Genomic DNA, 20380 nt, shown 5'->3' with positions numbered 1-20380 from the left:
GCCATGGCGAGCATGGCTCCTACAAATTCAAAAGGGGCAATCAGTTACCGTAAACCACCACGGTAAACTCCGCCAACACCCCGAAGAAGTTCTGGGACTCGTAGTCCACATGATGGATTTCGGTGATGCCGCCGTTGCGCGCTGCGGTCTGGATGCTGGCGTCGCCGGAGGCAATGATGCCGAGAATCGAACGGGTACTGGCTCGGCCAACCCGGGTGGGTTTCTCGGTGGAAGCAGTGGCGGTGAGCGGCGCTTTCACGTTGCCGTAGAGCAGACCGGTGACCGGCATGGTGGCGGAGGCACAACCGCTCAGTGCTGAGGCGCTGACCAGCAGAAGAAGAAGCTTTTTCATGGCAGGTTTCCTGTTCTTGTTATTGGATTGCTAGGAACATGGGGAGGTCCAAGGCTAGCATGCCGACAGACCTCTGTTAACGACTACAGATTCTGCAGCACCCGGCGCAAGCCGGCCACATGCCGGCGGCTGACAGTGAGCCTTTCATCGATGCCGCGCAGGCGTACCTGGTGGTGGCCAGCAGTGGCCATCTCCATACCCTCGATAAACTTCAACGCCACCAGGGCATTGCGGTGAATGCGCACGAACTGGTCACCGAATTCGGTCTCCAGCTCCTTGAGGGTTTCATCGATCAGCACTTCGCCCTCACCGGAGCAGACGGTGACGTATTTCTGGTCAGCCAGGAAATAGCGCACCTCATCCACTGGCACCAGTTCCAGACCCCGGTGGGTGCGGGCACTGATATGCCCGCGCCGCCGCGGCTTTTCTTCACTGACATCCCTGCCGATTTCCGCCAGTTGCACCCGGTTCAGGGTCCGGGCCTTGCCCAGCGCCGTGGCCAGATCATCGGCACTGACCGGCTTGAGCAGATAGTCCACCGCATGGACCTTGAATGCCTGCAGGGCATGTTCGTCATAGGCGGTACAGAAAATCAGCGCCGGGGGATTATCCATCTTGCTGAGATGCTCGGCGGCTTCCATACCGTCCATTTCCGGCATGCGAATATCCATCAGGATCACGTCTGGCCTGGTGATTTGAGCCTGATCCACAGCCTCGCGGCCGTTGGCCGCTTCTGCCACCACTTCAACGCCGTCGGTTTTCTCCACCAGCCGCTTGAGCCGGTCCCGAGCCAGTTGTTCGTCGTCGCACACAAGCACCCGCATAATTCCCATCCTTTTTTTATTGCAGCGGATATCGGATTTCGATTTCGTATTCTTTTTGTTGCGGCCGTGATTCCACCGCCACCTCGTCACCATACAACGCTTCCAGTCGATGACGAATATTCTCCAGCGCCATTCGGTTGCCGTTGTGGTGCCCGTCGCCTTCCGGCTTGGGGTTACTCACCGATAATACCAGCTCGCCATGTTCTGCCAGGGCCCGGATCGTCACCACGCCGCCCGCAGCTAATGGCTGTATGCCATGATAAATGGCATTTTCGAGCAAGGGTTGCAAGGTTAACAGCGGAATCATCACGCTTTTTGCCTCCACGCGGATGTCCCATTCCACCTGGAGACGCTCGCCCATGCGCAATTGCTCAATATGAATATAGCGCCGACACAGCTCCAGTTCCTCATCCAGAGAGACCTCGTTGCCGATATTCTTCAGGCTGGCCCGAAACAGCACCGACAGATCCTCCACCACTTTCTCGGCGGTATCCGGGTCCACCGCAATCAGGCTGGCGATGATGTTCATGGAATTAAACAGGAAGTGCGGGCGAATCCGTGATTGCAGGGCCTGGATGCGCGCCTGTAATTCCGCCTGCCCCTTCTGGCGAAGCTGTTCTTGCACGTAGAAATAGCGCATGACCAGGCCGGCAATAATGGCGGCAATCAGGCCGTTGACGAGAATTTCCATGGACCACAGGGAGCCCGGCATCAGATTTCCGGTCACCCAGCTCATCACCAGGGCCGCCACCACGCTGAACACCAGGGTGTCGATTACCACCAGCAGCACCACCGCCACCGCCGCACCGGCCGGAGCCAGGCGATTGAGTCGGGAACGTAGCTGGCAGACCAGCGCCGCCGAGGTAAGTCCCACCCACTGCACAAACAGGGAGGTGATCGCCAGCCTGCCCATGCTGAAATCGCTGTAATAGGTGGCCACCAGGTTGATTACCAGGGCCATGAGCTCCGCCACCACCACCACCACCAGCACCGCGCGGGTGCTGCACAGATCAGGCAGGAAGCTGGTATTGGGCCGGTCGTCCGTGGCCGCCATTGATTCTCCTATCAGTAAAAATCACTAGTTACAGGCAGTTATACCTTAAGCGAGCACGTCACCCAAGCAATACCGATTGTTCAGGGGGTCCCCGGTCCCTGCTATACTGCGCGCCTCGCAAATCCGGCTTTATGCATGGGAACCGTACGATGACCGACAAGCAGCAGAACAAACTCTGGGGCGGACGCTTCAGCGAATCCACCGACCAGTTCGTCCAGGAATTCACCGCCAGCGTGAATTTCGACCGGCGCATGTACCGCCAGGACATCTTCGGCTCCCAGGCTCACGCGACCATGCTGGCAGAAGTGGGCGTGCTCACCAATGAGGAACGCGACGCCATCATCAACGGCCTGGCGGAAATCCAGAAAGAAATCGAAGCCGGCGAATTCCAGTGGTCCGTGGCCCTGGAAGACGTGCACATGAACATCGAGGCGCGGCTCACCGACAAGATCGGCATCACCGGCAAGAAGCTGCACACCGGCCGTAGCCGCAACGACCAGGTGGCCACCGATATCCGCCTATGGCTGCGCGATGAAATGCTGATCATGGAAGAACAGTATCTGCACCTGATGACCGGCCTGCTGAACCTGGCCGAGCGTGAAGCGGCCACTATCATGCCCGGCTTCACCCACCTGCAGACCGCCCAGCCGGTGACCTTCGGCCACCACCTGTTGGCCTGGTTCGAGATGCTCAAGCGCGACCGCGAACGCCTGCTGGACTGCAAGAAGCGGGTCAACCGCATGCCCCTGGGCGCTGCTGCCCTTGCTGGCACCACCTACCCGATCAACCGGGAGCGTACCTGCGAGCTACTGGGCTTCGACGGCGTCTGCGAAAACTCCCTGGATGCCGTCAGCGACCGGGACTTCGCCATCGAATTCTGCGCCCTGGCCGCCCTGACCATGACTCACCTGTCACGGATCAGCGAAGAGCTGGTGCTGTGGACCAGCGCCCAGTTCAACTTTATCAACCTGCCCGACCGTTTCTGCACCGGCAGCTCCATCATGCCGCAGAAGAAAAACCCGGACGTGCCGGAGCTGGTGCGCGGCAAGACCGGCCGCGTCAACGGCCACCTGATCAGCCTGCTGACCCTGATGAAGAGCCAGCCGCTGGCCTACAACAAGGACAACCAGGAAGACAAAGAGCCGCTCTACGACGCCGTGGACACCATCAAAGGCAGCCTGCGCGCCTTCGGCGACATGATCCCGGCCCTGGAGCCCAACCGCGAAGTGATGCGCGAAGCGGCCCGTCGCGGTTTCGCCACCGCCACCGACCTGGCCGATTATCTGGTACGCAAGGGCATTGCCTTCCGCGACTCCCACGAAATCGTTGGCAAGGCCGTGGCCTACGGCGTAGAAAAGAAGAAGGACCTGAGCGACATGTCCCTGTCTGAACTGAAGCAGTTCAGTGATCAGATCGAAGACGACGTGTTCGACGTGTTGACTCTGGAAGGGTCAGTGAGCGCCCGTAACCATATCGGTGGCACCGCCCCCGATCAGGTGCGCGCCGCAGTTGCCCGTGCCCGGCAGGCGCTGGACAATACCGGTCACTGATCAACCTCGGGCGGACAGGGCACGGCCCTTTCCGCCATCTTTCGCCGAGGGGGAAGCACCACGCTATCCGCCTTCGCACGCACATTCGGAGCTTGATGATGCGCATCATCGCCCTGCTATTTGTCGCCCTGCTGGCTGGCTGCGGCCAGAAAGGCCCGCTGTACTTTGCCCCACAGGAACCCGCCGCCGAGCCCGTAGAGGCACAGGACGACAACGCCGACCAAACCGCCGCATCCGACCAGGATGACGAGGAACAGGAATAATCATGGATCACTTCCAGTACCGCGACGGCGAGCTGTTCGCCGAAGAACTGCCGGTAGAACAACTGGCCGACCGTTTCGGCACGCCGCTGTACCTCTATTCCCGTGCCACCCTGGAACGTCACTTCCAGGCCTTCGACGAGGCCTTCGGCGATCATCCTCACCAGGTCTGTTATGCGGTGAAAGCCAACTCCAACCTGGCGGTACTGAACGTGCTGGCCCGTTGCGGCGCCGGCTTTGATATCGTCTCCGGCGGCGAACTGGAGCGGGTACTGCGCGCCGGCGGCGATCCGGACAAGATCGTGTTTTCCGGCGTCGGCAAGACCGCCGATGAAATGGCCGCCGCCCTGAAAGCCAACATCCATTGCTTTAACGTGGAATCCGCCGCCGAGCTGGAACTGCTCAACCTGGTCGCCGGCGAACTGGATCGTGAAGCCCCCATCGCCATCCGCGTGAACCCGGATGTGGACGCCCAGACCCACCCCTACATCTCCACCGGCCTGAAGGACAACAAGTTCGGCGTGGATATCGCCAAGGCACCGGCACTCTATCAGCGCGCCGCCGAGCTGGCACACATCAAGGTATTGGGCATCGACTGCCACATCGGCAGCCAGCTCACCAAGCTGTCGCCCTTCGAAGATGCCCTGGAGCGGGTACTCAAGCTGCTGGAACAACTGCAGCATCTGGGTATCGAGATTCACCATCTGGATCTGGGCGGCGGTCTGGGCGTGACCTATAACGAGGAAGCGCCACCGGCGCCGGCAGATTACGTGCAGGCCCTGCTCAAGCACATCCCCGGCGACCTGCCGGTGCATATCGAGCCGGGCCGGGCCATTGCCGCTAACGCCGGCATCTTTGTCACCCAGGTGCTGTTTCTCAAGCCCACCGAACACAAGAACTTCGCCATCGTCGACGGCGCCATGAACGACCTGATCCGACCGAGTCTGTATTCGGCCTGGCAGAACATCGTGCCGGTAAAACCTCATGATGCGGATTGTCGGGACTGGGATATCGTCGGTCCGGTCTGCGAAACCGGTGACTTTCTCGGCAAGGACCGGGCCCTGTCCCTGGAGACCGGCGACCTGTTGGCAGTGCGCAGTGCCGGCGCCTATGGCTTTGCCATGGCCAGCAACTACAACAGCCGCAACCGCCCCGCCGAAGTGATGGTGGATGGCGACCAGGCCTTTGTGGTGCGCCAGCGGGAAACCTATGAAGATCAGCTAAAACTGGAATCGTTACTACCCTGACTCCAGCGAACAGCAATCACGGCATAAGGCGGAATTACCTGAAAGGTATTCCGCCTTTTTTATTGCAGCGTTTTGGCAGGGCGTCGCCAGGATTAACGGGAGGAAGACGGCAAGGCCAGAGAAGCTTGGTTATCCTGCAGACGACTTCGCGTTTTCACGTGGTTCGCGGCGCAAGCTCCGCTCCTACTGCGGCTTCGTAGAAGGCCCTGGGGGAAACCCTCCTGCCCCCGGCGGAGTCAGACGCAGCACCTTGATCCCCAGCCAGGCATACACCAGCGCCAGCAGCGGGTTGATCAGGTTGAAGAACGCATAGAACAGATAGTCCGTCACCGGCACCAGCAGCACCGACTGCATATAGGCCCCGCAAGTATTCCAGGGAATCAGCGGGCTGGTGATGGTGCCGCCATCTTCCAGGGCCCGGGACAGATTCACCGGCGCCAGCCCTTCCTTTTCATAGGCCTCGCGGAACATGCGCCCGGGCATGATGATGGAAATATACTGGTCCGCAGTGAGGATATTGCTGCCCAGGCAGGTGGCCAGAGTGGCCGCAATCAATCCCGCCGCCCCCTTCACCGCGGCCAGCAAACCTTCGATCAGTCTGGCCAGCAAACCGGCATGCTCCATCACCGCCCCGAAGGTCATGGCACAGAGAATCAGCCAGACCGTGTTGAGCATGGACGCCATGCCGCCACCGGACAGCAGATCATTGAGCGCCCCATCGCCAGTCTCCACCGTGATACCGCCATAAAAGGTCTGCCATACCACTTTCAGTGACGCCGCCAGATCCGCCTGCGCCACCCCCGCCTGGGCGGCAATGGCCTCGGGCTGGAACAACAGCGCCCAGACGCCCCCCAGCAAGGCCCCCAGGAAGATCGCCGGCAGCGCCGGCATGCGCTTGAGCGCCAGCACCAGCAACACCAGCAGGGGAATCAGATGCAGAAAGGAGATATGAAACTGGTTATCCAGACCGGCCAGTAGCGGGCGGATTCGGTCCACCGTGTCACCAGCCACTTCCGCATTGAACCCCATGAACAGGAAAATCAGCAGGGAGATGACAATGGAGGGCACCGTGGTCCACAGCATCAGGCGGATATGCTCGAACAGATCTGAGCCGGCCACCGCCGGTGCCAGGTTGGTGGTTTCCGACAGCGGCGAAATCTTGTCGCCGAAATAGGCGCCGGACACTACCGCCCCGGCAGCCACCGGCAACGACAACCCCAGACCGTTGGCCACCCCGATCAAGGCCACCCCCACGGTGGCCGCCACCGTCCAGCTGGAACCAATACTCAGGGCGATAATGGCGCAGATCAGGCAGGCCGCTGCATAGAACAGGGCCGGGTTCATCAACTCCAGCCCGAAATAGATCAGCGACGGCACAATGCCGGCCAGCCGCCAGGTGCCGATCAGGGCCCCCACGCTGAGCAGAATCAGCACCGCGCCCAGGGCCACGGAAATCCCCTTGATCATGGCGGTTTCGATGTCCCGCCAGGACATACCGTTCTTGAAGGCAATCAGCGAGGCCAGCCCGGCACACAGCAACAGGGCAATCTGGTTGGGCCCGGAAGAGGCACTGTCGCCGAACAGGTACACCGCCGCCGCCAACAACGCCACCAGCACGACTATCGGCAGCAGGGCATCGAACAGGCTGGGGCGACGATGTGAAGGGGACTGTGTCATGGCAGGCTTACAGACGGCCGTCTGTCCGGTTGCTCTCTTTCCCGTTATGGGCCTTCGCCGGCGAGTAAGCACTTACCGGCGGCGCGAAAAGCGGCGCAGTCTACCAGCACGCTGGCGAAGGCGCATTGCCGGTGGTCGGCCTGCGGGGCGACTGAAGGGAATCGAGAATCGGCATGCAGAACAGGACGTGAATTTTCGCTCCCTGCAACTCGCCTCTGGTAACTGACTCCCCCGCCCCGTGCGATTCACATGCCCATCGCACCCTGTTTTTTTATGCTGTCAGGCCTCGCCGGTCAGCTCTCTGACCAGAGTATGCCCGTTGGGCTCGCACAGGGCATTCTTGAGCACCGGCATGGCCTGGGCCATGTGCTGGGCCAGCGTGTAAGGCGGATTGACGATCAGCATGCCGGAGCCGGTCATGCCACGACCAGAGGCATCCGGGCGCGGGCAACACTCCACTCGCAGCATGTTAGGAATCTCCGCCTTGACGAAACGGCGGATGAAACTCTCGGTGCGGTTACGATCCAGCACCGGATACCAGATGGCATAGGTCGCAGTGGAGAAGCGCTCCATGGCCATCTGCAACGCCGGCAACAGCCCAAGGTAATCCGCTTCCATTTCATAGGAAGGATCGATCAGCACCAACCCCCGGCGATGCTGGGGCGGCAACATGGCCTTGAACCCCTGCCAGGCATCCAGCTTTTCCACACGCACCCGCTTGTCATCGGCAAAGCGACGCTGCAACAGCTCGAAATCGGTACTGTGCAGCTCGGAACACTGCAGCCGGTCCTGCTCGCGCAACAGGCTGGCGCTGATCAGCGGCGAGCCCGGGTACTCGGTGAGCTTGCCCACCGGGTTGAGTTTTTTCACCAGCGCCACGTACTGGTCAATCACCCCTACACCGGTGCGGTTATCCAACAACCGGGCAATGCCGTCCCGGTATTCCCCGGTCTTCTGCATGTGATCACTGGCAATGGTATAGCTGCCGGCACCGGCATGGGTATCGTGCACCGTGAAGGGTTTGTCCTTCTTTTTCAGGTACTCGATGATCGCCACCTGGACGATGTGCTTGAGAACATCGGCAAAGTTGCCGGCGTGGTAGCTGTGGCGATAGGAAAGCATGGTGACAACCTGAAGAAGTGTAAGGGCGCATTGTACACCGAATGCACCCCAGCATAGGAATGCCGCCGGCGGCGCGATATGGGTGTTTCTACAGGGCTCCCTGTAGGAGCGCCTCTTGAGGCGCGAACCTGATCTTAGGCGAAGGGAAAAATCGCCAAGCGCACCCCAAAGTTTGTAGATGGTTTGTTGCCACCCAGAACCCCATCCCTCGCTTGGGCTCAGGTTCGCGCCTCAAGAGGCGCTCCTACAGTGGCTTCGTAGCCAAGCCTGAACGCTCATGGAACAACGCGAATACGCCATCACCTGACGTCGCTCGCATCCCGGAGTACAATGGCCTTTTTACCCGTACCGGACACCCCGCATGAACCTGCGCTTCACCAAAATGCACGGCCTGGGCAACGATTTCATGGTCATCGACGGCATCAGCCAGTCGCTGCCAGAAACCGGCGTGCCCTTTTCCGCCGATGAGATCCGCCGCCTGGGCGACCGGCATTTTGGCGTGGGCTTTGACCAGCTGCTGATCGTGCAACCGGCCCGTTCCGCCGACGCGGATTTCCGTTACCGCATCCTCAATGCGGACGGCTCCGAGGTCAGCCAGTGTGGCAACGGCGCCCGTTGCTTTGCCCGCTTCGTGCGCGATCATGGGCTCACCGACAAGGCCGAAATCGTGGTGGAAACCGCCGACGGGCAGATGACCCTGACGGTGACCGACGACGAGCAGGTGACCGTGGATATGGGCGCACCGCGCTGGGCGCCAGAAGCAATTCCCCTGATCGCCAAGGGTGAACAGGACACCTATTTTCTGGTCGCAGGCAACAATGCCCACGAAGTCGGCGCCGTCGGCCTGGGCAATCCGCACTGTACCCTGCTGGTGGAGAATGTGGACACCGCCCCGGTGGACACCGTGGGGCCGCTGCTGGAAAGCCACGAACAGTTCCCGGAACGAGTCAACGTGGGTTTCATGCAGATCGTCAGCCGCAATGAAATCCGCCTGCGCGTCTACGAACGAGGCGCCGGGGAAACCCTGGCCTGTGGCTCCGGCGCCTGCGCCGCAGTCGTGATCGGCCAGCGACGGGGTTTTCTGGATCAGGACGTGACCGTGCACCTGCCCGGAGGCACCTTGCAGATTCGCTATACCGGCCAGGGCGGTATCCGGATGACAGGCCCTGCCAGCCATGTCTATGATGGCAGCATTGATGTAACCAGCGCATAACTGCGGCGGAACAAGAAGGACGCAATCCCATGACGGAGAACACCAAAGCCAGCGCCGACCAGGTTGCCGCCTACCTGCGCGACAACCCGGACTACTTCCAGCATCGCCCGGAGCTGCTGGAATTGCTGCGCCTACCGGACTCCAAGGGCGAGGCTGTCTCTCTGCTGGAACGCCAGGCGTCCATTCTCCGCGACCGTAATAACGAACTGCGTGACCGCCTCAACGGCCTGCTGGACGTGGCCCGGGAAAACGATCACCTGTTCGACAAGACCCGCCGTCTGACCCTGTCCCTGCTGGAAGCACGGGGAGCCGAAAAACTGTTCCGCAACCTGCTCGCCAGCCTCGGTGACGATTTTCACTGCGACCGGGTGGCGCTGCTGCTCTACGACCGGGAACTGCCCATCCTCGGCGACCTGCGCAACCAGATTCGCTGTGTCGACAGCGACGCCCTGCCCAGTGCCCTCAACCACCTGCTGCGCAACGGCAAGGCGGTCTGCGGCGCCATGCGCGAAGAGGAAATGCAGGCCCTGTTCCAGGAGCACGCCACCGACATCCGCTCCGCCGCTATGGTACCGCTCGAGTACCAGGGCAAACTGGGCCTGCTGGCCATCGGCAGCAAAAGCGCCATGCACTTCCGCAGCTCCCTGGGCACCCTGTTCATTACCCACATCGGCCAGGTCCTCAGCCGCCGCCTGCACGAAGTCCTGCGGCAATACCCGCATCAGGCAGCTAAAAAGACCGGGGAAATCAATTGAGAATTGATAATGGATAACGAACATCCAGCCGCTTCTGGCGCTATCAATTATCAACTATCAATTATCAATTCGTTCCTAACCCATCTGGCCTCCGAGCGCCGCCTCTCCCCGCACACCGTCAGCAACTACCAGCGTGACCTGAAAGAAGCCTTCCGCCTTAACGGGCAGCGGGACTGGGCCACGCTCACCGTGCACGACATGCGCTCGCTGGTGGCCACCCTGCACCGGCAGGGAAAAGGCGGCAAAACCATTGCCCGGCTACTGTCCACACTGCGTACTTTCTACAATTATCTGATGCGCGAAGGGCTGGCCCGGGACAACCCGGCGGTGGATGTGCGGCCACCGAAAAGTGGCAAGCGCCTGCCCAAGGCCCTGGATGCGGACCAGGTGGGCCAGCTGCTGGATGCGGGCATGGAAAAAGGCGACCCGCTGAGCCTGCGCGACCAGGCCATCATGGAACTATTCTACGCCTGCGGCCTGCGGCTGGCAGAACTGCTGAGCCTGAATCTGGACAGCCTGGATCTGAGTGCCGGCCAGCTGCTGGTCACCGGTAAAGGTAACAAGACCCGCCAGCTACCCATCGGCAAACCGGCCCTAACGGCCGTGCGCCGCTGGCTCAAGGCCCGCACCCTGTTCATCAAGGACAGCGAAGAAAAAGCGCTCTTCCTGAGCAAGAATGGCCGTCGACTGTCGCCCTCCAGCGTGCAGCAACGCCTGAAACGCCATGCCCTGGAACGGGGCCTGGATGATCACCTGCACCCCCATAAACTACGGCATTCCTTTGCTACCCATTTGCTGGAATCCTCCGGCGACCTGCGCGCCGTACAGGAACTGCTGGGCCATGCGGATCTGGCCACCACCCAGGTCTACACCCACCTGGACTTTCAGCACCTGGCCCAGGTGTATGACGGCGCTCATCCAAGAGCGCAGCGCCGCAAGAGGGATGACGAGGAATCGTCCTGACGTCTACCGCTTCCTGTAGGAGTTCCCTTCCAGGGGACGAAGCTCGTGTAGCGAGGCACCCGAAAGGGGGACCATTTTTCAAGGAGCTATCGAGTCTGGATATCCCTGATCGCCCTATAGCCGATTCCGTGCTGCGCACGGTTCGCCCCCTGGAAGGGAGCTCCTACAGCAGCTTCGTCGCCATGGTCGGGCCACAGCCCCTGCCATGCGTTACAATAGCGCCATGAGCCGCCTCAAACTGATTACCTTTGATCTGGACAACACCCTCTGGCCGGTGGACGAAGTGATTCGCCGGGCGGAGAAGGCATGCAGTGACTGGATCATTGACCGCCACCCGGAAGCCGCCCTGGCGCTGAGCGCCGAGCGGGTACGCGCGGTACGCACGGCACTACTGCGGGAGCGGCCGGATTATCTGGACAACCTGACAGCCCTGCGCCAGGACGCCATGGCCCGGGCCTTTACCGAGCATGGCTTCAGCACCAATGAGGCGCGCAAGATTGCCGAAGAAGCCTTTCTGGTTTTCCATCGCGCCCGTAATCAGGTGACGTTTTTCCCCGGTGCCCTGGGCGTGCTCGAACAACTGGCCGACAGCTATCAGCTGGGCGCCCTGACCAATGGCAACGCGGATCTGCAACAAATCGGCATCGCCGAGCTGTTCACCTTCCACCACTCCGCGGAAACCATCGGCAAGCGCAAGCCCGCACCGGACATGTTCCTGGCGGCACTGGCATCAGCAGGTGTCGACGCCAGCCAGGCCGTCCATGTGGGCGATCATCCCCTGGAGGATGTGCATGCCGCTCGCGAACACGGCATGCATGCCATCTGGGCCAACCTGATCGATCTGGACTGGCCGGTTGATCTGGCCCACCCCCGTCACCATATTCACAACCTTCACGAACTCCCGGACCTGGTACCCCTTTTCGATGACTAAGCGCGCGCAACTTGCCAACCTTCTGGACGATCTGCAAACCGAGCTGGACCAGCAGGGCCTGTGGGAACAACAGCCCCCGGCGCCCGCTGCCTTCGACAGCAGCACCCCCTTCTTTGCCGACACCATGGCTTTCAGCCAGTGGCTGCAGTGGGTATTTATCGGCCGCTTCCGCGCCATCCTCGACGCCGACCATCCCCTGCCCGGCCAGTGCGACGTGAGCCCCATGGCAGAAGAGGCTCTGAAGGGAATGGAGCAAGATGTCAGCGAGATCATTGATCTGCTCAAGCGTTTCGACGAGCACTTTTGAGGTAGTGGCAAGCGGCAACGCGCATCCGTAGGAGACTGCTTGCAGGCGAACCCACACACTGTAGGAGCGTCGCTGGCGGCGCGATTCAGGCCTTAGCGAGGATTTGAGATTCAATGTAGGAACGGAGCGTAGCGAAGTAACGCACGTAGTTCCGTGCGGCCCGAGGGGTGAGCGAAGCGAATAACACCGCTTGAGATGCGAACCGAGCGTAGCGAGGGGACAGAGACGAGGGCTGCTGCATTGTTTGAAACCTGTCGAGCTCTGATATCCCTGATCACCCTGCGGGCGATTTCCGCGCAAGCGCGGTTCGCACCTCAAGAGGTGCTCCTACAGCGACTGCGAAGAGAGCTCGGAGGTTGAGGAACTTTTAGCCTTTCCCAATCCAATCGAGCGCAGCTCGAGCTACCGAATCACGCTATCCCTTAATAACGCCCGCCAGTCTGACTCCGTTTCGCCAGCCGACAGTGTCCACAACCAGTTGCCGTTTTTATCCAGGGCTTCAAGGGCCGTGATCACCTGTCCCTCGCCGGGCTTTCGCAGACGCCACAGGCTTTGCATCTTTGCCATGTCCAACGATATCAACGCGCCGTTGTGGGCCAGATGACAATGACTGCCCTGCCAGCGTGGCGACGACCAGGGTGCGGTCATACACAAACGCACCCCCTGGTTGCCAACACACAAGGTGGTCGCATTATCGCGATGTGATGCTTCCGCCAGCACCGCCGGCAGGGTTTCCGGGCGCACCATGCAGGCAAAGCTGTCACGCACCGACCGATACAGCACGGCGCGCTGGTTGTGGCAGCGCTGCAGCAGCTGGGAGAAATCCTCCTCGTCGGCACTGCCGGCCCAGTCCCGCTCCAGTTGCGATAGCGACCCTAACTCACCCGCCACAATGCGAGGCAGACCGGCAGGCGGATTCAGCGTCTGCTGATCCGGGTGCAGCATGGCACAGACCAGTTCCTCGAATGCCAGGCCACCACTGTCCGGCGCCACCGCCATCTGTTGCAGCGGTTGCCCCTGGCGGTCGAAAAACACCAGACTGCGGGCCGGCAAGGCGCCGGTGGGTTCCAGCACCGCCAGTACCGAATGCCACTGGGACACCTGCAGACTTTGCCGTAACCGGCAACGGTCACCCACTGACTCCAGCCACCACTCGCCCTCATGGAAAGCCGGGTAGTGCATGTTCTGGGATACCCGGGAACCACTGGTAAACGTCGTCACCACCAGGGAGCCAAGCCGGTACAGGGCCTTGAGAATGGCCAACGGCTCGTCCTGCAATCGTAAAACCCGATCACCGAGGGCTGCGCCGCACTGACGAAGCAGAGGGGATGCCGCCGGCGCCGGGGACCACGCCATCACTGACATGCTACCTCCAGATCGCCGCACCACCGGTTAAGACACCTCTGATGCCCTGTTCAGAAAGGGTTATTCAGAAGCGCCTTAATGGTCGGCGGTGCTTGTTATTAGGTGTGGAAAGCTGGCGGCGGCTGGCGATCCACGTCAGGGAGAAATTGAGACGCTGCATGCAACACGGGACACGCATCAACACGAAGAAATGCTTTTCATTGTGACTGGCCCCGCCCGGAAACCTGATGCGCGTCCTGCTGGCCAGAAAATCTGAAAGCCGATACCGCGTTGTTGCGTAAAGCGTGTTGCGCGCCGCGTTACTTGGTCAGAATTAGCCGATTATTGTAGGTGCGCCGCAACTGGTAACGCTCACCGGCATGCTCAATCCAGAGCTTGCCCTGATGATTGAGCAGCAAGCTGCTGGCAACACTGCTTTCTGCATTGATCGCAACCCGGCGGGTAGTCGTGGTGACGTTCTTCTTGAGCTGAGTCATGCTGGCCTCCTTGTCTATACATGAGAATAATTATCATTATTGATTGAAGGGCCGTCAATGCTCTTTCCTGATTTTCTGATGGGGGTCACAACGCAGCCTTGACGCCAGCCAGCATTAATGGATCTTTCCACGTTAACCCTTCTCCCTTTCTGGCGCCCACCATCGGACTTCTGCGCGCTTTGCTTTTCTTTGTCCGCCGTCCTGCATGCCATCCGGCAAGTGTTTTTACGTTCCCCTATCGAAAGCCCTGCACAACCGCGCTAGACTGAATTCATGAATACCGCGATGGCACACCCCATGACTGAATCCCCCCAGGAACGTCTGGCCGCTATCCTGGATAGCCACCAGCCTTCCTCCATTGTTACCGTCAGCCTCAACCCCATCCCCGTCGTCAGCCAATGGTGCAAGGACCACGACTGCAACCTGGTGGAAATCCAGGAGCAGGATCCCTTTGCGGCACTGGATGATATCGAGCGGGTAGATATGGCGATTGTGGCCGACCAGCTGGAATACATGAGCCAGCGGGACGGCGAGGCACTGATGGGCCTGCTGCGAAACCTGCACACCGATTCCATGGTGGCGGTGTACCAGCCCACCCTGGCCCCGCAGAAACTACGCTGGCCCAGCAATGGATTTCTGGCACTGGGTTGCCGGGAACAGGGACACTTTGCCCAGGATGGCCGCGAGCTGAACATCTACAGCTACGACCTGGACAACTACAACTTTGAGCGCAAATGGAACAACCCGCGCTTCTGGGCCAACCCGGAAAACTGGGGCAAGTACTGGTGGTGACCCGGCTGTGCCGTAGGGTGGATTAGCCGAAGGCGTAATCCACAATCCTACCTCTGCCGATGGCTCAAGGGCATGAAGGTATTTAACTCGCCGATCGGTGTTAATTGGGTTTCTCTTCACGGTGGTGGAAAGGTGGATTACCCCTTCGGCTAATTCACCCTACCTGCAACCAACCCACCGCCATCAGCGCCCCACTGACGAATATTGCCGCCTTTCCCTGTGCACATCCCGCTCGCTGTGGTGAAATAGCGCCTTTCCCGCTACACCTTACAGCCAATATGATCAGCCAACGTTTTCGCGAAATTCTCTTTTTCTGGTGGCGCAACCTTGGCCCGATCTTTCTGGTCACCGCGCCGTTTGCCCTGCTCACCGAAGCCAGCCAGTGGCTGTTTGGCCCCAGCTTTGTATTTCCGGAAGAGGCCGGCGGCGCCCTGCAGTTCAGCGGCATCAGCCTGGCCATTGTGCTGCTCAGCCGCCCCCTGGCCGAAGGCGCACTGATCGCTCAGCTCGCTGCCACCCGCACCGGCAAACCCGCAGGCCTGCTGCAATGCCTGGCCGCCGCCTTGCTGGTCTATCCAATGCTGCTGGCCACCTACGCCATCATGGCCGTTGGTGTCTCGCTGGGTTGGCTGGCATTTTTCTTCCCGGCGCTATGGGTCTACACCCGCCTGTGTTTCGCGCCTTTCCTGGTTGTCCTGAAACGCCGCAACCCCATTGACGCCCTGCGCCAATCCTTCGCCATGACAGAAGCCCAGCAGTGGCCGCTGATGCTGATACTGGTGCTGGTGTTTCTCGCCTACCTGATGATGAGCAGCATCCTGGCCAGCCTGGTGACCTCCGTCATCAGCCAGCCCCAGGCTACCGCCCTGCTAGTGGGCGTGCCGGTCAGCCTGATGAGCGCGCTGGTGAATGTGGCCGTGTTCCGCTATTGGGAAATGGCCCAGGACAGTGCCACCTAGTGGTGGCGGTAACGTTTTCACCACTTTCCCGCCACCGCCACCTGCCGCTGTTCTGCCCTGCCAGCGCTCTCCTTCCGGATACAACCGACACCGCCCGCTGACGTTTTGTCACCGACTTCGACCAAAGCCGCCATGGCAAGTGGCAGTTTTGATGGCATACTGCCCTGAAGAATAAACCAACCGGGGATATGTCGTGCCACAACACACTATGCATCTGAGCTGGAGCACCCGCGGCGAGGATCACTACCTCTGGCACCTGGCTGATGGCAATGAAGTCCGTGTGGTGGATGGCCATCATGGTCAGCAGGAATTCATGGAACCGGAAGAGGCCTTTATTGCCTCCCTGGCCAGTTGTCACCTGCTGTCATTCCTCACCGAAGCCGCCCGCGAAGGCTTGTCCGTCACCAGCTACGATGATGCCCCCGAAGCCATCCTCGGCCAGAATGAAAAAGCGATGATCTATGTGCGGCAGGTACTGCTGCAACCCCTGGCCACCTTCAGCGGCGAACAACCGGATGCCGGCAAGATCCAGGCCCTGCACCAGCGCGCCCACGAGAAATGCTTTATTGCGCAGTCTGTGAAGAGTGAAGTATTGATCGAGCCGAGGGGGTGAATCAGCTACGAGCTTCTAGCTGCGACGCGGGTAAGGCAGAGCTAATCGATTGAGCCCGGTTTTATGTAGGAGCTATGCTTGCATGGCGAACCGGGAAACCAGGCCTGCCCGTCATTCTTTCTGAAACCTGTCGAGCCCTGATATCCCTGATCGCCCTCCGGTCGATTTCCGCGCAAGCGCGGTTCGCCATGCAAGCATAGCTCCTACAGCGGCTTCGTAGAGGTGCCTAGGTCAGCCCCCTATCCAACCGAGTGTAGCTCGCCCCCTATTTCCGCTCGTACACCACGAACGAATAATCGTAGGGGTTCGGCCCTTCCGCCGGGAAATCCTCCCGGCCGATCTCTTTCCATTCAGACGTATCGTATTCCGGGAACCAGGTATCCCCTTCCACTTCCGCATGGACTTCGGTGAGATAGAGCCGGTCCGTTTTCGGTAGCGCCAGCGCATAGATCTCTGAGCCCCCCATCACCACCGCTTCGTCCTGGCCTTCGATAAAGGCCACGTTCTCCGCCATGGTCACCGCCTCTTCCAGCGTCGCCACCACTTTGGCGCCTTCCGCCTGAAAATCCGGCTGCCGGGTGATGACGATATTGGTACGGCCGGGTAACGGCTTGCCCAGGGAGTCCCAGGTCTTGCGGCCCATGATCACTGGCTTGCCAAAGGTGACCTGCTTGAAGTACTTCAGGTCGTTGGGCAGATACCAGGGCAGCTTGTTATTGCGGCCGATCACATTATTGCTGGCCTTGGCGACCATCAGGGAAAGACGAATGGACATGCAAACCTCGCTGACACGCAGCACGCTTGCATGCACCACGCGTGTCGGCGTGTTGCGTGAAAGCGTGCAAGCGTTTTTCTAAATCGCCACCGGCGCCTTGATGTGGGCGTGGGGCTCGTAATCGCTCAGGGTGAAATCCTCGAAGGTAAAGGCAAACAGATCCTTCACCTCCGGGTTCAGGGTCATGGTAGGCAATGGGCGCGGGTCGCGGGCCAGCTGGGTATCCGCCTGCTCCAGATGATTGGAATACAGGTGCGCATCACCCAGGGTATGCACGAAATCGCCGGGCTCCAGACCACAGACCTGCGCCATCATCAACGTCAGCAACGCATAGGAGGCGATGTTGAACGGCACGCCCAGAAAGATATCGCCGCTGCGCTGATACAGCTGACAGCTCAACTTGCCGTCCGCCACATAGAACTGGAACAGGCAGTGGCACGGTGGCAGTGCCTGCTTGCCGGCAGCGGCATTGGCGTCCGGGGAAATGGACGGGTCCGGCAGCACCGCCGGGTTCCAGGCACTGACCACCAGGCGGCGGGAATCCGGGTTACGCTTGATCTCCGCCAGCACCTCGCTGATCTGGTCAATCACCTGGCCATCGTGGGTTTTCCAGCTACGCCACTGCTCGCCGTAGACCGGGCCCAGCTCACCTTCCGGGGTCGCCCATCCATCCCAGATCGACACTCCGTTTTCCTTCAGATAACGGATGTTGGTGTCGCCGGACAGAAACCACAGCAGCTCGTGAATGATGGAGCGCAGGTGCAGCTTCTTGGTGGTGACCATGGGGAAGCCTTCGCTCAGATCAAAACGCATCTGATGGCCGAACACCGCATAGGTGCCTGTACCGGTACGGTCTTCCTTGAAAGTGCCATGCTCACGCACCTGGCGCAGCAGATCGAGATATTGCTTCATGAACGACTCCCGGAAGGGGTGGCGGCACGATCATCATGGCGGTAGGCCCACACCATCATGGCGGCACCGAGAAGTATCATCGGGATGCTCAACAACATCCCCATGGTCAGCCAGCCACCGCTCAGGTAACCGAGGTGGGCATCCGGTTCACGGAAAAACTCCACAAAGGTTCGGCCCAGACCATAGCCAACCCCGAACAGCCCGGTCACCGCCCCGGCCGGCCGCGGCTTCGCCGAATAGAACCACAACACGAGAAACAGCAGCACCCCTTCCAGGGCAAACTCGTACAGCTGGGAAGGGTGCCGTGGCAGGCGGTCCGGATCGGTGGGAAACACCATGGCCCAGGGCGCATCACTGGTGCGACCCCACAGCTCTGCATTGATGAAATTACCCAGGCGTCCGGTGGCCAGGCCGATCGGCACCATGGGCACCATGAAATCTGCCACCTGGAAAAACCGTTTGTTGGTCTTGCGGCCGAACAACCAGAACGCCACCAGCACACCAATGGCGCCGCCGTGGAAGCTCATGCCGCCGTCCCACAGCTTGAACAGCCAGATCGGATCATCGAGAAACTTGCCGAAGTTATAGAACAGCACATAACCCAGCCGGCCACCCAGGATCACCCCCATGGCGCCATAGAAGACCAGGTCGCCCACCTGATCCTTGGTCCAGCCCGAGTTCGGTTGTTTGGCGCGGTATACCCCCAGCAACCAGGCGGCGGCAAAGCCGATCATGTACATCAGGCCGTACCAGTGCACCTGAAGGGGACCAATGGCAATCGCCACCGGATCAATCTGCGGAAATTCCATAATGCCTATCCCAAAACCAGCCTGAGGCCGATGACAAACAACACCACCGCGAACACCTTTTTCAGCATCGCTGAAGGAAGCCGGTGGCTGAGTCGCGCCGCCAGTCGCGCGAACGGAAAACTGGTGAGCACTATACCGGCTGTGGCCGGCAAAAACACATAGCCCAGCGCCCCCTCGGGGAGCCGGGTTTCCTGCCAGCCGGCCACCGCAAAACCCAGGGTGCCGGCAATGGCGATGGGCAGACCACAGGCGGAGGCGATGGCCACCGCCTCCTGCATTTTCAGGCGACACCAGCTCAGGAACGGCACCGTCAACGAACCGCCGCCAATACCAAAAATGGCGGACCCGGTACCGATCAACACCCCGGCCACACCCAACCCCACCGCCCCGGGCACCCGTTCCGGCAGGTTACCGTCTGGCGCTTTGCGGCCCGTCAGAGCCATCTGCAAGGCAATCACCATGGCAAACAGACCAAACAACCGGGTCAGCAGTTCCCCTTTCATGGCATCGGCAATAAAGGCACCCGCGAAGGCCCCCAGCACAATGCCCACGCCCAGCCGCAACACCACCGGCCAGCGCACAAAGCCGGCCTTGTGATGGGTACGCACCGCGCTGATAGAGGTGATCATGATGGTGCTCAGAGAGGTGGCCACCGCCATCTTCGCCACCAGATCAGCGGGGAAACCGAGCCCGTGAAACAGAAAGATCAGCGCCGGCACAATCACCACACCACCGCCCAGGCCCAGCGCCCCGGCCAGCAGCCCCGCACCCACACCAACCCCCAGACAAATCAGAAACAGTTCCCACATTGGCCAGCCCTTAGCGCCGGTTCATAATCTATACGCAAGGCAGGTATGCTAGCACGCTACAAGTGCCACACGCTGGCGGGATTACCCTTCCCGTTGGAGCCTTGCTAGCAAGGCGAAGGCACCAGCCCATACCCTTTATTGACTGGCAACATTCATGTGCATTGTGCTTTTCGACTGGCAACCAGATTCAGCTACCCCCTTGCGGATGGCCGCCAACCGGGATGAATTCCACGCCCGCCCCGCCGAGCCCGCCCGCTGGCGTGGCGATATCTTCTGTGGTCTGGACTTGACCGCCGGCGGTACCTGGCTGGGCATCCACCGCAATGGCAGTGTCGCCGTGGTCACCAACTACCGCGAGCCCATCGCCGGCCGACAAAGCGGCGAACGCTCCCGGGGCCTGCTGCCCCTGGCCTTCCTGGAAGGCAGCCAGTCGCCGGAACAGTTCTGCCGGGAACTGGCCGAACAACAGCACCACTACGGCGCCTTCAACCTGCTGGTAGGCACCCCCGACAGCCTCTGGTACCTGGGCAACCGCGGCGGCGCTCCGCAAGCGGTCACCCCCGGCATTCACGGCCTGTGCAACGGCCTGCTGGACGATCCCTGGCCCAAGGTGCA

General features: G+C 60.6%; 23 protein-coding genes. 12 read left to right on the top strand and 11 right to left on the bottom strand.

The genetic code is table 11. The features are described from left to right. Positions 1-40: 40 nt before the first annotated feature. From B3Q33_RS01200 to B3Q33_RS01190, 3 genes are all read right to left on the bottom strand, one after another. Positions 41-352 carry a TRL-like family protein gene (locus B3Q33_RS01200; RefSeq protein ID WP_272962332.1) on the bottom strand — a complete coding sequence of 104 codons (312 nt, stop codon included), beginning with the start codon at positions 350-352 and terminating at the stop codon, positions 41-43. Positions 353-435: 83 nt separating this feature from the next. Then, entirely contained in the window at positions 436-1176 is a 741-nt protein-coding gene (locus B3Q33_RS01195) for a LytR/AlgR family response regulator transcription factor (RefSeq protein ID WP_035245271.1), read from the bottom strand. A 16-nt stretch (positions 1177-1192) separates the two neighbouring features. After that, positions 1193-2230, bottom strand: coding sequence for a sensor histidine kinase (locus B3Q33_RS01190; RefSeq protein WP_272975553.1), 1038 nt, complete (start codon positions 2228-2230; stop codon positions 1193-1195). A 149-nt stretch (positions 2231-2379) separates the two neighbouring features. On the opposite strand from B3Q33_RS01190, the gene argH reads away from it, so the two are divergent. The 3 genes from argH (at position 2380) to lysA (ending at position 5287) form a co-directional block, all read left to right on the top strand. Then, complete coding sequence (argH, locus tag B3Q33_RS01185) at positions 2380-3780, top strand: argininosuccinate lyase (RefSeq protein ID WP_272975552.1); 1401 nt, start codon at positions 2380-2382, stop codon at positions 3778-3780. A gap of 95 nt (positions 3781-3875) precedes the next feature. After that, on the top strand, positions 3876-4043 hold the full coding sequence (gene lptM / locus B3Q33_RS01180) for an LPS translocon maturation chaperone LptM (RefSeq protein WP_272975551.1): 168 nt from the start codon (positions 3876-3878) through the stop codon (positions 4041-4043). Between the two features lie 2 nt (positions 4044-4045). Then, complete coding sequence (gene lysA, locus B3Q33_RS01175; RefSeq protein WP_272975550.1) at positions 4046-5287, top strand: diaminopimelate decarboxylase; 1242 nt, start codon at positions 4046-4048, stop codon at positions 5285-5287. Positions 5288-5470: 183 nt separating this feature from the next. Here lysA and nhaC read toward each other — a convergent pair whose 3' ends face one another. Together nhaC and B3Q33_RS01165 are read right to left on the bottom strand one after the other, a co-directional pair. Next, positions 5471-6964: a Na+/H+ antiporter NhaC gene (gene nhaC / locus B3Q33_RS01170; RefSeq protein WP_272962162.1), complete on the bottom strand. Its 1494-nt coding sequence runs from the start codon at positions 6962-6964 to the stop codon at positions 5471-5473. A 279-nt stretch (positions 6965-7243) separates the two neighbouring features. After that, the gene (locus tag B3Q33_RS01165) at positions 7244-8086 is read right to left on the bottom strand and encodes a 23S rRNA (adenine(2030)-N(6))-methyltransferase RlmJ (protein ID WP_035245524.1); all 843 of its coding nucleotides are present in this window, start codon (positions 8084-8086) and stop codon (positions 7244-7246) included. A 361-nt stretch (positions 8087-8447) separates the two neighbouring features. Between B3Q33_RS01165 and dapF the strand changes: the two genes are divergently transcribed. From dapF to B3Q33_RS01140, 5 genes are all read left to right on the top strand, one after another. Beyond that, the gene (gene dapF / locus B3Q33_RS01160) at positions 8448-9299 is read left to right on the top strand and encodes a diaminopimelate epimerase (protein ID WP_337894811.1); all 852 of its coding nucleotides are present in this window, start codon (positions 8448-8450) and stop codon (positions 9297-9299) included. 29 nt (positions 9300-9328) lie between these two features. Beyond that, positions 9329-10054, top strand: a complete 726-nt coding sequence (locus tag B3Q33_RS01155; protein ID WP_272962161.1) for a DUF484 family protein — start codon at positions 9329-9331, stop codon at positions 10052-10054. A gap of 9 nt (positions 10055-10063) precedes the next feature. Beyond that, a complete protein-coding gene (gene xerC, locus B3Q33_RS01150) occupies positions 10064-11017 on the top strand; it encodes a tyrosine recombinase XerC (RefSeq protein WP_272962160.1) in 954 nt (317 codons plus the stop codon). Between the two features lie 205 nt (positions 11018-11222). After that, positions 11223-11948: an HAD family hydrolase gene (locus tag B3Q33_RS01145; protein ID WP_272962159.1), complete on the top strand. Its 726-nt coding sequence runs from the start codon at positions 11223-11225 to the stop codon at positions 11946-11948. Further along, a complete protein-coding gene (locus B3Q33_RS01140) occupies positions 11941-12255 on the top strand; it encodes a YqcC family protein (RefSeq protein ID WP_035245283.1) in 315 nt (104 codons plus the stop codon). The genes B3Q33_RS01145 and B3Q33_RS01140 overlap by 8 nt, the downstream gene beginning before the upstream one ends. A gap of 402 nt (positions 12256-12657) precedes the next feature. On the opposite strand, the gene B3Q33_RS01135 is transcribed toward B3Q33_RS01140, so the two are convergent. Both B3Q33_RS01135 and hemP read right to left on the bottom strand, forming a co-directional pair. Beyond that, positions 12658-13620 carry a ChuX/HutX family heme-like substrate-binding protein gene (locus B3Q33_RS01135; RefSeq protein ID WP_272975549.1) on the bottom strand — a complete coding sequence of 321 codons (963 nt, stop codon included), beginning with the start codon at positions 13618-13620 and terminating at the stop codon, positions 12658-12660. 299 nt (positions 13621-13919) lie between these two features. Continuing rightward, positions 13920-14096: a hemin uptake protein HemP gene (gene hemP, locus B3Q33_RS01130; RefSeq protein WP_273010196.1), complete on the bottom strand. Its 177-nt coding sequence runs from the start codon at positions 14094-14096 to the stop codon at positions 13920-13922. Between the two features lie 297 nt (positions 14097-14393). Between hemP and B3Q33_RS01125 the strand changes: the two genes are divergently transcribed. The 3 genes from B3Q33_RS01125 (at position 14394) to B3Q33_RS01115 (ending at position 16460) form a co-directional block, all read left to right on the top strand. Further along, positions 14394-14888: a DUF6231 family protein gene (locus B3Q33_RS01125; RefSeq protein ID WP_232221997.1), complete on the top strand. Its 495-nt coding sequence runs from the start codon at positions 14394-14396 to the stop codon at positions 14886-14888. Between the two features lie 278 nt (positions 14889-15166). Beyond that, positions 15167-15847 carry a hypothetical protein gene (locus B3Q33_RS01120; RefSeq protein ID WP_035245290.1) on the top strand — a complete coding sequence of 227 codons (681 nt, stop codon included), beginning with the start codon at positions 15167-15169 and terminating at the stop codon, positions 15845-15847. 193 nt (positions 15848-16040) lie between these two features. Beyond that, a complete protein-coding gene (locus B3Q33_RS01115) occupies positions 16041-16460 on the top strand; it encodes an OsmC family protein (protein WP_273010195.1) in 420 nt (139 codons plus the stop codon). A 265-nt stretch (positions 16461-16725) separates the two neighbouring features. On the opposite strand, the gene B3Q33_RS01110 is transcribed toward B3Q33_RS01115, so the two are convergent. The 4 genes from B3Q33_RS01110 to B3Q33_RS01095 form a co-directional block, all read right to left on the bottom strand. Beyond that, entirely contained in the window at positions 16726-17235 is a 510-nt protein-coding gene (locus B3Q33_RS01110; RefSeq protein ID WP_035245295.1) for a dihydrofolate reductase, read from the bottom strand. 78 nt (positions 17236-17313) lie between these two features. Continuing rightward, positions 17314-18147 carry a thymidylate synthase gene (locus B3Q33_RS01105; protein ID WP_035245297.1) on the bottom strand — a complete coding sequence of 278 codons (834 nt, stop codon included), beginning with the start codon at positions 18145-18147 and terminating at the stop codon, positions 17314-17316. Beyond that, positions 18144-18956, bottom strand: a complete 813-nt coding sequence (lgt, locus tag B3Q33_RS01100) for a prolipoprotein diacylglyceryl transferase (protein ID WP_084573388.1) — start codon at positions 18954-18956, stop codon at positions 18144-18146. Before lgt ends, B3Q33_RS01105 begins: the two co-directional genes overlap by 4 nt. 5 nt (positions 18957-18961) lie before the next feature. Then, positions 18962-19765 (bottom strand): sulfite exporter TauE/SafE family protein, encoded by an 804-nt coding sequence (locus tag B3Q33_RS01095; protein WP_035245298.1) that lies wholly within the window; start codon positions 19763-19765, stop codon positions 18962-18964. A 154-nt stretch (positions 19766-19919) separates the two neighbouring features. Between B3Q33_RS01095 and B3Q33_RS01090 the strand changes: the two genes are divergently transcribed. Further along, positions 19920-20380, top strand: a 461-nt coding sequence (locus B3Q33_RS01090; protein WP_286826582.1) for an NRDE family protein, incomplete at its 3' end; no start/stop codon positions are given.

It is taken from the genome of Alcanivorax sp. UBA3183 (assembly GCF_002364155.1).
GTDB classification, from domain to species: Bacteria; Pseudomonadota; Gammaproteobacteria; order Pseudomonadales; family Alcanivoracaceae; genus Alcanivorax; species Alcanivorax jadensis.
Note: the sequence above shows the minus strand (reverse complement) of the source record. Positions and strands in the feature narration are given on the sequence as shown.